12 protein-coding genes and 1 pseudogene are annotated in these 12,233 nt (G+C 49.4%); 10 read left to right on the plus strand and 3 right to left on the minus strand.

Annotation, left to right across the window (positions count from 1 at the left end; all coding sequences use genetic code 11):
- Positions 1-327 precede the first annotated feature (327 nt).
- The 4 genes from GQS10_RS19610 to GQS10_RS19625 all read left to right on the plus strand — a co-directional run bounded on the left by GQS10_RS19610 (position 328) and on the right by GQS10_RS19625 (position 3,765).
- Complete coding sequence (locus GQS10_RS19610; RefSeq protein ID WP_166245410.1) at positions 328-1,122, plus strand: TerC family protein; 795 nt, start codon at positions 328-330, stop codon at positions 1,120-1,122.
- Positions 1,123-1,179: 57 nt separating this feature from the next.
- Positions 1,180-1,791: a DedA family protein gene (locus GQS10_RS19615; protein ID WP_166245411.1), complete on the plus strand. Its 612-nt coding sequence runs from the start codon at positions 1,180-1,182 to the stop codon at positions 1,789-1,791.
- 230 nt (positions 1,792-2,021) lie between these two features.
- Positions 2,022-2,411, plus strand: a complete 390-nt coding sequence (locus tag GQS10_RS19620; protein WP_166245412.1) for a MarR family winged helix-turn-helix transcriptional regulator — start codon at positions 2,022-2,024, stop codon at positions 2,409-2,411.
- Between the two features lie 112 nt (positions 2,412-2,523).
- Positions 2,524-3,765, plus strand: coding sequence for an MFS transporter (locus GQS10_RS19625; RefSeq protein ID WP_166245413.1), 1,242 nt, complete (start codon positions 2,524-2,526; stop codon positions 3,763-3,765).
- Positions 3,766-3,772: 7 nt separating this feature from the next.
- Here GQS10_RS19625 and GQS10_RS19630 read toward each other — a convergent pair whose 3' ends face one another.
- Together GQS10_RS19630 and GQS10_RS19635 are read right to left on the minus strand one after the other, a co-directional pair.
- Positions 3,773-4,249: a MarR family winged helix-turn-helix transcriptional regulator gene (locus GQS10_RS19630; RefSeq protein ID WP_166245414.1), complete on the minus strand. Its 477-nt coding sequence runs from the start codon at positions 4,247-4,249 to the stop codon at positions 3,773-3,775.
- A 2-nt stretch (positions 4,250-4,251) separates the two neighbouring features.
- Positions 4,252-5,079, minus strand: a complete 828-nt coding sequence (locus tag GQS10_RS19635; RefSeq protein WP_166245415.1) for an N-acyl homoserine lactonase family protein — start codon at positions 5,077-5,079, stop codon at positions 4,252-4,254.
- A gap of 270 nt (positions 5,080-5,349) precedes the next feature.
- Here GQS10_RS19635 and GQS10_RS19640 point away from each other — a divergent pair, with 270 nt between their 5' ends.
- From GQS10_RS19640 to GQS10_RS23730, 4 genes and pseudogenes are all read left to right on the plus strand, one after another.
- Entirely contained in the window at positions 5,350-5,526 is a 177-nt protein-coding gene (locus tag GQS10_RS19640) for a hypothetical protein (protein WP_166245416.1), read from the plus strand.
- 48 nt (positions 5,527-5,574) lie between these two features.
- Positions 5,575-6,483: an aminoglycoside 6-adenylyltransferase gene (locus GQS10_RS19645; protein ID WP_166245417.1), complete on the plus strand. Its 909-nt coding sequence runs from the start codon at positions 5,575-5,577 to the stop codon at positions 6,481-6,483.
- Positions 6,484-6,496: 13 nt separating this feature from the next.
- Positions 6,497-6,853 carry a VOC family protein gene (locus GQS10_RS19650; protein ID WP_166245418.1) on the plus strand — a complete coding sequence of 119 codons (357 nt, stop codon included), beginning with the start codon at positions 6,497-6,499 and terminating at the stop codon, positions 6,851-6,853.
- Between the two features lie 137 nt (positions 6,854-6,990).
- Positions 6,991-7,323: pseudogene (locus GQS10_RS23730) on the plus strand (GNAT family N-acetyltransferase); the annotation flags it as partial.
- On the opposite strand, the gene GQS10_RS19660 reads toward GQS10_RS23730, so the two are convergent.
- Complete coding sequence (locus GQS10_RS19660) at positions 7,286-9,712, minus strand: family 14 glycosylhydrolase (RefSeq protein WP_341805101.1); 2,427 nt, start codon at positions 9,710-9,712, stop codon at positions 7,286-7,288. The pseudogene GQS10_RS23730 and the gene GQS10_RS19660 overlap by 38 nt on opposite strands.
- 333 nt (positions 9,713-10,045) lie before the next feature.
- Here GQS10_RS19660 and GQS10_RS19665 point away from each other — a divergent pair, with 333 nt between their 5' ends.
- Together GQS10_RS19665 and GQS10_RS19675 are read left to right on the plus strand one after the other, a co-directional pair.
- Positions 10,046-10,288, plus strand: a complete 243-nt coding sequence (locus GQS10_RS19665; protein ID WP_166245420.1) for an HPr family phosphocarrier protein — start codon at positions 10,046-10,048, stop codon at positions 10,286-10,288.
- A gap of 782 nt (positions 10,289-11,070) precedes the next feature.
- Positions 11,071-11,844: an exodeoxyribonuclease III gene (locus GQS10_RS19675; protein ID WP_166245422.1), complete on the plus strand. Its 774-nt coding sequence runs from the start codon at positions 11,071-11,073 to the stop codon at positions 11,842-11,844.
- Positions 11,845-12,233 lie beyond the last annotated feature (389 nt).

A 12,233-nucleotide genomic window follows, 5' to 3' on the forward strand; every position in this document is an offset into this window, starting at 1 on the left:
GGCTCATTCGGGATACCGACCAGTTTATTTTGAGCAGAGACGAAGAAGGGAAGTAAAAACTTTTTTCCAGTATTGACGATCCTTCAAATGCTTGTTATAGTTTAAATAACTGAATCAGCCCTCAAAGGGGAGTAGCTGCTTAAACAAAGTCGTCATTCCGTGGCGAATCGCCTCCGGCTTTGTTGCGACGTACGATCACGTTGTTAGCGAGACCTTTGCCTACCCGGCAAAGGTCTTTTTTATGGAAACAGCCTTTGCCGTCATCGGTAAGGGCTGTTTTTTGTTAGTACGCCGCATCATACAAAAAGAAAACGGAGGGATGAGATTATGGATTTTGCATTATTGTTTGAGTACAGCTGGGTGTTGCTTGTATTAATCGCTTTAGAGGGGCTTTTAGCCGCGGATAACGCACTGGTGCTGGCAATCATGGTGAAGCATCTGCCGGATGAGCAGCGGAAAAAGGCATTGTTTTACGGGTTGGCCGGTGCCTTTGTATTCCGGTTTGCTTCTTTGTTTATCATTTCGTTTCTGGTGGATGTTTGGCAGGTGCAGGCGATCGGCGCCGTTTATTTGCTCTTTATAGCGCTGAATCATATTTTCCGAAAGCTCATTGTGAAAAAAGGTGAAGCTGAGGCCGCAAAGGAAATGGGAAAACCGCAAAAACAATCAGGCTTCTGGTCAACTGTATTTAAAGTTGAACTGGCCGATATCGCTTTTGCGGTCGATTCGATTCTGGCAGCGGTTGCTTTGGCGGTTGCGCTGCCTACAACCTCGCTGCCGCAAATCGGGGGAATGGACGGCGGACATTTTCTCGTTATTTTCGCCGGAGGATTTATCGGGCTTCTCATCATGCGCTTCGCCGCTTCCTTCTTTGTCAAGCTGTTGAACAGCAGACCGGGTCTTGAAATCGCAGCATTTTTCATTGTAGGGTGGGTTGGTGTAAAATTATCTGTATACACCCTTTCTCATCCAGCTTTGTCCGTATTGCCGGAAGGCTTCGCCAAAAATCCGGTGTGGAAGGTTACTTTCTACGCGGTTCTCATCTTGATTGCTGCAGCCGGATGGTTTTTGTCGAAGGAACGGAAAGAGGACATGGAACGTACTAACGGGGTGGAGGGCTAAATGATGCAGACAGCGAAGACAGAAATTTAAAAAAAAGATATAGAAAAGGAGAGCGGGATGGAAGAGTGGATTGAGAAAATTGTGGAGACATTCGGGTATTGGGGGGTTTTTGGACTCATTGCTTTGGAAAATATTTTCCCCCCGATCCCTTCCGAGGTCATTCTAACCTTCAGCGGGTTTATGACGACGAGAACAGCGTTGAGTGTAATGGGCGTAGTGTTTTTTTCAACGTTAGGCTCCGTAGCGGGCGCGGTCATTCTTTACGGCATTGGCCGCCAGCTGGATGAAGCTCGAATGGAATACATTGTGGAGCGATGGGGGAAATACCTTAGACTGACCAAACAGGATCTCCATAAAACAAATGCATGGTTCACGAAATACGGCGTGTGGACGGTCTTCTTCTGCAGGTTTGTTCCGCTCATTCGCAGCTTAATTTCCATTCCCGCCGGCATGGTACGAATGAACATCGGTTTATTTTTGCTCCTGACCACACTAGGAACCTTGATTTGGAATTTTGCGTTGGTTTACGTAGGTACTATTGCAGGTGAGTCATGGGAAAGCATTGTCGCTTACATGGACGTCTACTCTAACTTTGTATATGCCGCTTTGGCAGTACTCTTTGTGATTGCGGTGGTCATGGTTGTGAGAAGACGGTATAGGAAGGCTTAAACGCTGTGGTTCAGTAGTTTGCCCGGGTCGTTCCCTCGAGGAATGATTCGGGTATTTTTATGGTTGTCGGCAACTTTTCGGCTTGACATTTTGAATAAATCAGCTATGATTAGGTTGTTATTAATTAAGTAATTAATTATAATACATAATGCTTGAAGAGAGGTAGATCTCCCATTCCAAAACACGACCCCTTTGAAAAACCCCTTCTGTCGGTAGACCTATTTTTCACATTGTATAAAAACAACGCGTCCCAGGTCCGTAAGCTTGAAGAGAAGCTGGAGCCTCTCGGTCTGACCTTAGGACGGCTTTGTCTGTTATACGCCTTGCAGCGGGCCGGTAAGCCGGCGCTTCCTTCGGAGCTGGGGGACGATTTGGCGGTGACGCGGGCGAATATAAGCGGACTCTTGAATGCTTTGGAGAAAGCGGGGCTTGTTCGGAGAGAGCTTGATTTATCGGACCGCAGGCGTGTCTTCGTCCATATGACGCCGCAGGGAGAAAAGCTTTTGGAGCTGGCTTGGCCGGTATATGAGGAGACGATTGAAGGTAACTTCGGTTCTTTAAGCGTCGAGGAGCAAATGCAGCTTCTTCATTTATTGAGAAAGCTGGAGCAGGGGAAATAAGTGTGACGACTTGCCTTTGGACTGTACTGCTTGTTGGTCCAAAGGCTTAAAAAGGGATTATAGTTAATTACTTAATTATAAATCGATTAATAGTTAGAGAGGGATGTGTGTTATGAAAATGAATGGCAATGGGCGTATCTTATTTGTATTAGCGCTGTGTTCCTTCTGGGTCGGACTAGATTCGATTATAACGGTGCCGTTATTGCCGCTGATGGCTAAAGATGGCGGAATCGCGAGTCATTTAGGAGCCCTTTTCGTAACGGCGTATGCGTTGGTATATATGATCAGCGCACCTTTGTTTGGGGTAATAGCCGATCGTTGGGGACGTAAAAAGATGATCCTGCTCGGGTTGTTCGTGCTTGCGGCTGGAACCGTATTAACGGGGCTGGGAAATGGTTTTGTCAGTTTATTGGCTTTTCGCGCGATAACGGGGCTTGGAGCGGGTATGCTCGAGCCAAGTGTATTGGCTTATGTGGGAGACAGGTTTCCTTACGCGCAGCGCGGGCGTGCGGTAGGCATTGTAATGGGGGCGCTGGTTGGCTCGACCCTCTTTGGTGTGCCTGCGGGTACATTTCTTGCCGAGTGGCTTTCTTGGCGCTGGGCCTTTGGAGTGATCGGGGGACTAGCACTTCTTACGATGCTTATTGTTCAGCTAGCGCTGCCTGAAGGGGAAGCGAGGGTGAAGCAAAAAGGTGAAATTACTCCATCCCCGTTGTTTTTAGCGCAATTGGGTTCGGCGTTAACAAGCCGGACGGTCTGTTTCTCGCTGCTCGCGACCTTTCTTTGGTTTGGCGGTTTGCAGGGAATGTTCGCGAATATCGGTTTGTTTTACAGCAGCCGGTTTCAGCTGGATGTCGGGCAAATCGGCCTTGTGCTGATGGCCGCAGGTTTTGGCAGTGTGATCGGAACGGTTACGGGCGGCAAGCTGTCGGACGCGGTAGGAAAGCGTGTTGTGCTTGGAACTGCGGCCATAGTATCGGCGGCGGGTGTGCTTGGGCTTTCATTGGTCGAGCATAGTGTCGGCCTGGCCGTTGGTCTGCATGTCGTTTGGTCGGCGGCTTTCGGCTTTGGACATGTGGCGCTTACTGCAATCACTTCCGAGCTAAGTCCGGAGCATCGCGGGACGGTGTTATCCCTGAACAGCTCGGCTATGTATGCGGGCATGATGTCGGCGACTGCGGTCTCATCGCTGCTGCTTAGCCAAGGGGGCTTTGCAGGTGTTGGTTTGCTTTGTGCTTGTGCGGCGGTTCTTGTCGTACCGGTTAGCAGGAAGCTGCGAGAGGGCGGCCGTGCAGCCCATGTCCTCGCCGGCAGCGGGACCGAGGACAAGGCAGAGCTTGGCACGGCCGATTAATAAAAGGTTAGTCCGCAAGAAACCCTCTTCGCCGTAACGGGTCCGCAATCGGCATCGGTGACAACAGCTTTCCGAATAAGCGAACGACCTCCTTCAGCTCTTCGTCCGGAAGCAGAGAAGCAAGCTGGTCGCAAAACTGCATTTCCAGCTGCTCCACCTGCTCGGCAAGTTCTTTTGCTTTCGGTGTAAGGTACAGCTCAACGGCTCGGGCGTCAGTTTTGGACGCCCGCCGTTCAATCAGCTCCAGCGAAACCATGTGAGAGACGAGACGGGACGGGGAGCCCGATTCGCAGAGCAGCAGCTCTCCCAGCTGCTTTAGGGTCAATGGTTCGCGGCTTGCCAGCACGCGAATCACCTCGTAATGGGAGCCGGTCAGGCCGAGCGGCTTGAGCAGCTCTTCCAGCATTCGTCCGCCTTGGCGCTGGGCGGCGAGAATCATATAACGGAGCTTCTCCGCCAGCTCTCTTTTCTCCTGATCGTTCATGGCTATATTGCCTCCGCTTCAATGATCGTTGGCAGTACGTTCGGGTCATGGTTGGCATAAACGCCGAGGCAATCGGGACGCGCTGCAAACTGCCGCACCCATTCCAGAGAACGGGCCGCCTCGGTGCGATTGTCCATTACGCCCGGGAGGATCATTTCGCTCCAGGATCGCGTTGAATATCCGACGTCGCTTGCAAGAAGCACCCAGCCGTCCTTCAGCTTTACAAGAATAGAAAGCTGTCCTTTGCTGTGTCCGGGGGTATGGACAAGATAAATCGATTCGTCTCCAAATAAATCAAGTCCAAGCCGAAACGGGCCAAAAGGGATCGGCTCAAGCCGGAATGATTCCAACACGGCTCCTTCCCACATTGATTTCGTGTAGCTTGGAGAGCGTTCGGCAGCATGAAGCTCCCGTTCGCTGACAAGAATACGTTCCGCACCCGAGACATGCTTGACCCCGCTTACATGATCGGCATGGAGGTGGGTAAGAACAACTGCCTTTAGCTCCCGTTCGCTGACGCCGAGCTTTGCCAGCTGCTCGTGAATAGCGGCCCCTTCGGGCAGGCTGCCTTGGAACATTGTTGAGGCCAGAAAGCCGAGATGGCCGCGCGGATTGTGACGCAGATCGGTATGCCAGCCTGTATCGATCAAAACAAGTCCTTCCGAATGCTCAATGATATAGGACGATACGGGAACCGTGATACGCGTCGAGGCAGGCCTAAGCCATCCGGTAAAAGGCAGGGGATGAAGCGTTCGTTCTTGGTATGCTAGAGCGCGGTCGATTTGAACAGTGCCGGTATGTAAAATGTGAATCCGCGATACGTTACCCATGATAGGCGGTCCTCCGATACGAGAGTGAGTTCATGAATGACATGTCATTTATCGCGATTATACATGACATATCATCTAACGGCAAGTGGAGATGGATTTAGCCAGTTCGTTAGCTGCCACAGGAGACGTTTTTTTTTAATAAAAGGGGGTGGACATATAGCCTTGAGTTAGTACTCTCACTATGAAAATCAATGTTTCAATATGATGATGTTATGCTACAATATATTCCAAATGGAACGGGAATTTCATCATACAGGAGGTTGTTTACACATGAATCCATGGTTGTCGCTTTTTATCGTGTTTTTACTTGCCGTGTATTTGATTTGGACGGGGCAGAGCCGCAAAATCAAGAAATATTTTGTCGCTGGAGTATCGATTTTGTCTGTTCTCACTGCTCTTCCTTTCTTTGCCTTTCTGCTTGGAGTGATTGATGCATTAAGAGAATAAGAGAGTGCAGGCATTCGCGAGAGCCATTCCATGCGAGGAGACGGAAGCATGAAGACGCGGGATGAAAATCAAATGATGGAGCTGCTGCTGGGGACCGCACAGAGCGATGACAGGGTGCGTGCCGTTCTACTCCATGGATCAAGAGCGAACCCGAACGCACCCAAAGACATTTTCCAGGATTATGACATTGTGTATGCGGTTCGGGATATTCATTCGTTCAAAAGAAATCCGCAGTGGGTCGATTGCTTCGGGGATCGAATTATGATGCAGATGCCGGAGGACAAGGAGCTGCCGCCTCCGAGCAATAACGGCTGTCTTGTATACTTAATGCAGTTTACAGACGGAAATCGAATTGATCTTACGCTGATTCCAATAGAAAAAATGGAGGAGCACGTTGGATTGGATAGTCTCGAAGTCGTGCTGCTCGATAAGGACGGGGTGATCGATCCACTTCCTGCCTCCACTGACTGTAACTATTGGGTTCAAAAGCCAACAGAGAAGCATTTTCACGATTTATGCAATGAGTTCTGGTGGATTTGTCTCAATATCAGTAAAGGGCTGTGGCGTGGGGAGCTGCCGTACGTCAAATTTATGGTTGAACAGGTTAACCGCAATGTACTCATTCAGATGCTGGAATGGTACGTCGGGACAAAAACGGATTTCTCGGTAAACACAGGCAAGTGCGGCAAATATCTTGAACGCTTTCTTACGGAAAGCGAGTGGCGTGCATTTGAAGCAACGTATGCGGATGCAGATACCGAGAGAACTTGGAACGCGCTGTTTACCATGTGTGAGCTGTTTCGCCAAAGCGCCATTCATGCTGCGGACAAAATGAGCTTTACCTATAACTTCGAAGAGGACCGCAAGGTCACGGCTTATCTTGAGCATGTTCGGCAGCTTCCGAAGGATGCGTCAGCTATTTATGAACCGGATTCATATTCATTCGAAATCGAATAAGGGAGTGTATCTTATGGGAGTAATTTTAAACCGGGCAGGCGCGATTTTCGTGCCGGTGAGCAATATTGAAAAGGCGAGGGACTGGTACTGCGCGCTGCTTGGCATGGAGGCGGACTATAAGATTATAGCGGGCCACTTGTGCTGCATCCCGCTTGACAATAATGGATCAAATCTCGTGCTGGACAGCAAAATTTACAGTGAGGACGCGGTTTACCGGAATCCGGCATTTCATTTTAATACCGATGATATTGAGGCTGCGTACCGTTATGTGGAGGAGCAGGGCATTGAGCTGGTGACCGGCATAGAAAATGGGCATTGGTTTAATTTGAAGGATCCGGACGGGAATCTGCTCATGATTTGTAAGTGCTGATCCGGAGTGAGAGAGCGGCAAAGACTAGCAAGCTTGGATAGGTTTTTCTGCAGAAGAGGTATGCTGACACAATAAGGAGAGGTTGCTGGATGATCGATCCGGTTGTACTTACGGGCCAAAGAGTTAGTTTGGTTCCTATGGAAGAGGGCCATACGGAGGGCTTGTTTGAGGCGGGGAATTTCCCGGAAATTTGGACGGTGACGCAGGGGGAAATAAGCTCGTTACAGGATGCGGAACAATACGTTCGAAAAGCGCTTGAGCAAATGAACGCACTCCCTTTTGTCATTGTAGATAAAGAAACGGATGCGATCGTAGGCAGTACGCGATTTTTTGATATTTCCTTACCAAACAAGGGGTTAGAGATCGGTTCGACCTGGTTAACGCCCTCTAAGTGGAGAAGCTACGTGAATACGGAATGCAAGTACTTGCTTCTCAAGCATTGCTTTGAGACGCTGCATATGATCCGCGTTCAATTAAAAACGGATTCCCGAAATACTCGCTCGCAAATGGCAATTGAGCGTCTGGGCGCTGTAAAGGAAGGGGTGCTGCGCAACCACATGATATTACCGGATGGATATATCCGCGATTCCGTGTATTACAGCATTCTTGACCGGGAATGGCCGAATGTAAAACAGCACTTGGAAAGTAAAATGCGAGGCTGTTGATGGTTAGGCGGTCGCGGTCGGTGAAAACGTTGCTCTGCTTACTCCAATCAACAGAGACCGGGCTTAAGCCCGGTCCGCTGTTTTCTGGAGAGCCGGAAGAGACCGTTCCGGCGGTGCCGTTGGAGCCTGGAGTGTAGGTGGAGGTTCCAACGTTAAAGAAATAATTGCTTTGGTTATTGCTGTCCCATGAGCCGCTGCCGTTAGTAAAGCACGCTTCAAGCTGGGTGGCGGTGCCGATGTTGATGGTGATCTTGGCGTAGCCGTTAACCTCGGAATCGGCCATCGCTGTGCCTGGAGCCGTTGTCCATGTGCCTCCCGCCGGACGGTAATGGATGTACGGGGTGGAGAAGCCTTTTTTGTAGTAGATCGTGACGGTATTACCAGTCGAACCATTGCCGTCTCCGGAAGGAGCGCCGGAGGAGATGGTGCCGGCTGAGCCATTGGTGCTTGGCGTGTATGTCGATGTTCCTGCCGGGAAGAGATAGTTGCTTCCGTTATTGCTGTCCCAAGAGCCGCTGCCGTTAGTAAAGCACGCTTCAAGCTGGGCAGCGGAGCCGATGTTGATGGTGACCTTGGCGTAGCCGTTAACCTCGGAATCGGCCATCGCTGTGCCTGGAGCCGTTGTCCATGTGCCTCCCGCCGGGCGATAGTGAATGTACGGAGTAGAGNCAGCGGAGCCGATGTTGATGGTGACCTTGGCGTAGCCGTTAACCTCGAAATCGGCCATCGCTGTGCCTGGAGCCGTGGTCCATGTGCCTCCCGCCGGGCGATAGTGAATGTACGGAGTAGAGAAGCCTTTTTTGTAATAAATCGTTACCGAATTGCCGGTTCCCGGATCTGGTGCTTGGGCATGACTGATAACATACTGCTTAAAGCCTGCCATGCTGCCGGTTGGAGAACCGTCGCTGTTCACAAGATTTTGCATGCGTAGCAGCGTGAAGCCGTTGTAGTTCCACTTTGTAATCTGCTCCTCGATTTTTTGGAAGTTGTTTGTTGGAAGCGCATTCTCGCCGTTCAAGCGTACACCCTTCGCATTGGCGATCGACGATACGGTATCGACGAGTGTAGAAGGCAGCGAGTACGCAGGTGCCGTGCCGCTATCGTACATTTCCAATGCAGTAAAAGTAAGATCAAGATCGGTGTCCTTAAATGTTTGGATCAGCTTGTTGTAATCGTAGTATCCTGCTGCATGCTCGGCGCTGTGCGGAGCGGACGGGTTGTTCATCTGCCAATGGATGCCGGAAATTTTGGCCCCGATGCGTACGCCGAACACATGATCAAAGCTGCTATGCGCGGCCGAAGCTACGACACGGAGATGATTTTCGAGTACCCCCTGGTACCAGCTAAGAAAGTCCTTTCCATACGTTGTTGCATAGCCGCCGCTGCTGTAAAAGCTGTCGCCGTCGCTTGGCGGATTAATTTGGTTTGCGTTCGTCAACTGCAGGCCCCAGGCCTGATTTACACCGCTAAGTGAGCCATACTTGGTCAGCATGGCACTGCGGAACGCTTGCTTTGCAGTATCTGTGTAGGCCTGGAAGCTGCCGCGAGAAGGATAACTCCAGCCCGCTGCCGAATAATAGGAAGGGAAGCGAAGCTCGCCGGACGGGCCCGCGCTTAAATAAATTTTCGGAATTAAGCTCTTGTAGCTGGAAAAATTTTGCGCAAAGGAGGCATACAGCTCGCGGTACTGCTGGCCGATTCCGCTCCAAAACGGAGAAAGCGCCTCACCGTTTACGTACCCGGTTTCGCTCTTGAACTTCATTTCATCGGCAGTACCTTTTGTCCAAAGCCAAGCCGGAATTGGAATGTTGCAGTCGTCACCCGGGTTCCCGCCGCAGGTGTGGGTAGAGAGGATCGGCACCCATTTCAGGCCGCTTTCTGCGACAGCACTCGCATAGGTTTTGTAATAGCTCCAATCAAATTGGTTGTCGCCCGCGGCTTCGACATCACCCCACCAGATGTCGGTGGTCAGCGCGTAGACGCCGTTGCTTTTTAACGTTTTCAGCTGGTTCTTAAACGCGTTCCAATCAGTGATTTTCGTTAGCGGAGCCATGACGGATGCTTGAAAATCGTTTGCGACTTGGGCATTTGCAACGCCGGCTGAGGGGGAGATTAAGGTGGACAGAAATAAGACGGCACCAAGCAGCAGTAATGTTACCTTCCTCCAAACCGTAGGTTTTGCTGTAAAGGTCAAGATCTTGATTCCTCCTTTTGTGTGGTGTCGGGACTGACATGAAGGTGGACGAGCAGGGTGCTGCAGCAGCCGGTGAAGAAACTCTTTACAATCTTTTGTAAACGTTTACAATGAAAATTATAAAGCTCTTTCTTTGGGGCTGTAACAAAAAATATTGTTTACTATGGTGAAAATTATTGACATTTTTGTAATTAACCATTGGTTTGATGGAGTTGATTGTGTAAGGAGTTTTGTGGTGGGTTTTGTTGTGGGCTATAATCAGGGAATATAAATCTAGGAAATATTAGAAACAGGCGGGAATCAAATAGCAAAAAATGAACAGGAGGCTGTTTTATGCCAGGTATTAATCCTAACTCTATTGTTGAAATCAATCGGACGGCATCTGAATTCCAATCGAGCATTGTGCTGCGTGAGGAACGGAGAGTAATCGATGTCAAAAGTATTCTAGGTTTAAGCATAACGCTTCTTCATGACCACACTTACCATTTGGAGATTCACGGTCCTGACGAGGCTGAGGCAAAAGAAGCGATGTTGAAGGTTTTTCGTAAGCACGGTTTGAACGTAGAGCTTGTGTAGAGGTTGGAGCAAGCATCTATAAGAGAGTGAAGGCTGGGAGCAAGCACCCGAGCAAAACAGTAGAGTAGGACAGTAGGGCAAAAATTAAGAGAAAAAAGCAAACAACAAAGCAACAAAGCAAAGCAAACAACAAAGCAGAGCAAACAACAAAGCAACAGAGCAGAGCAAAAAGCTAAAATGCAAAATAAGACGAGTGTAAAGCGAATGCTTTAGGCTCGTCTTTTCTGTAGATACGGATAAATAAACGAAGACATATTTTCCGCAATACTTAGAGATAACTATTGTCGATCGTCGAGCGGCATTGGTTTAGTAACCCATTGTACGAAGCTGTTTATCCGTATAGAGTTTAGAGTTCGATAAATGCTCTACGAATTACACCGCTGCAAGGAATGCGCGAAGTCTTTTTTCCAGTACCGCTATCGATGGATACTCGTTTAGTAGATTACGGTGACGCCAAGGTTTTATTCGAAGTATTGAAGTTTTCTCTTCGTTTGGCTGGCAAGTTCGTATGCTTCAATGAAGGCGGTGGCGATCGTTTTGACCATATTCATCATGGGAATCATCTCCTAATGAGTTGTGATTGATGCTCGATGTATTGTTGATACCATCACTATAGCGTGTTTTTCGATTGTTGTTTGTGATTGTATTCACAATGGGGGAGGAGTTTTTGGGCATATGCGGTTTGAATGAAGAGATACTAGCAGCAGCTTGTAAGGCTGTGCGATAATAAAGCGAATATGAAGCAAAACGGTCAAAGAGAACATCAGGGTGGGGAGAATGAAATGAAGCTTGTATCATGGAATGTTAACGGCCTAAGGGCCTGTGTAAATAAAGGGTTTTTGGAATATTTTCGCGAGTCGGATGCAGATGTTTTTTGCGTACAGGAGACGAAGCTGCAGGAAGGGCAAATCGACCTGGAGCTTGGGGAAGAATACAGCCAGTACTGGAGCTATGCGGAAAAGAAGGGGTACTCCGGTACGGCTGTGTTCACGAGAATAAAGCCGCTATCCGTGCGCTATGGGTTAGATGACGAGCCGGACGATCCGGAGGGCCGTGTGATTACGCTGGAATTTGACGGTTTTTATTTAGTCAATGTGTACACGCCGAATGCCCGCAGAGATTTGTCGAGACTGGAATACCGCCTGGAATGGGAGGAACGGTTTCGTGCTTATTTGCTCAAGCTGGATGCCAGTAAGCCGGTCATTGTATGTGGGGACTTGAACGTGGCGCACCAGGACATTGATTTGAAAAATGCGAAATCGAACCGGGGTAACTCAGGCTTTACGGATGAAGAGCGGGGCAAGATGACGACGCTGTTGGAAAGCGGATTTGTTGATACGTTCCGATATTTTTATCCTGACCGGGAAGAGGTGTACAGCTGGTGGTCGTTCATGCCGAAGGTGAGAGAACGGAACATTGGCTGGCGCATTGACTATTTTTTGGTGTCGGCGCGGCTTGCGCCGTTGCTTGTGGATGCGCAGATCGATTGCCATGTTCTGGGGAGCGATCATTGTCCGGTGGTTTTGCAGACGGATGAAATGGGGAAGGTGGAATAGCGGCATTGAAGCGGCACACGGTGTGGGGCTGTAGTGGCCGCGGCTCTGACCTGTCCGTGAGTGATATATTGTGGGCGGAAAGGCCAATCAAGGCACGGTCAGGTCGATGCCCTTTCCGCATTTATTCACTGTAGCGAGTGTGACAGCACACTTGCATCCGACCCGCCGCACTTAAAGAGGCTCCACGCTTAGGGTGAAGGTTATACAAATTATTTGTATTAATTTTCGGAGACGGACGATTTGGGGGGCGATTAATACAACTAATTTGTATTGTTTTCGCTCCACCCTCGAAAAAACGACCAACCAAGCTGAATAATACAAAATACTTGTATTGTTTCGGAGAGTATATCGTCCGGACGGTTAGGCCCCCTAATTCCGGAGTCATGCCC

The sequence above is a fragment of the Paenibacillus turpanensis genome (assembly GCF_011421635.1).
Classification (GTDB): domain Bacteria; phylum Bacillota; class Bacilli; order Paenibacillales; family YIM-B00363; genus Paenibacillus_AK; species Paenibacillus_AK turpanensis.

Excerpts from the sequence above, each read along its gene's own strand:
- GQS10_RS19615 (WP_166245411.1), top strand. The coding sequence starts at position 1,180 with ATGGAAGAGTGGATTGAGAAAATTGTGGAGACATTCGGGTATTGGGGG.
- GQS10_RS19645 (WP_166245417.1), top strand. The coding sequence starts at position 5,575 with ATGAAGACGCGGGATGAAAATCAAATGATGGAGCTGCTGCTGGGGACC.
- GQS10_RS19640 (WP_166245416.1), top strand. The coding sequence starts at position 5,350 with ATGAATCCATGGTTGTCGCTTTTTATCGTGTTTTTACTTGCCGTGTAT.
- GQS10_RS19650 (WP_166245418.1), top strand. The coding sequence starts at position 6,497 with ATGGGAGTAATTTTAAACCGGGCAGGCGCGATTTTCGTGCCGGTGAGC.
- GQS10_RS19625 (WP_166245413.1), top strand. The coding sequence starts at position 2,524 with ATGAAAATGAATGGCAATGGGCGTATCTTATTTGTATTAGCGCTGTGT.
- GQS10_RS19610 (WP_166245410.1), top strand. The coding sequence starts at position 328 with ATGGATTTTGCATTATTGTTTGAGTACAGCTGGGTGTTGCTTGTATTA.
- GQS10_RS19635 (WP_166245415.1), bottom strand. The coding sequence starts at position 5,079 with ATGGGTAACGTATCGCGGATTCACATTTTACATACCGGCACTGTTCAA.
- GQS10_RS19665 (WP_166245420.1), top strand. The coding sequence starts at position 10,046 with ATGCCAGGTATTAATCCTAACTCTATTGTTGAAATCAATCGGACGGCA.
- GQS10_RS19630 (WP_166245414.1), bottom strand. The coding sequence starts at position 4,249 with ATGAACGATCAGGAGAAAAGAGAGCTGGCGGAGAAGCTCCGTTATATG.
- GQS10_RS19675 (WP_166245422.1), top strand. The coding sequence starts at position 11,071 with ATGAAGCTTGTATCATGGAATGTTAACGGCCTAAGGGCCTGTGTAAAT.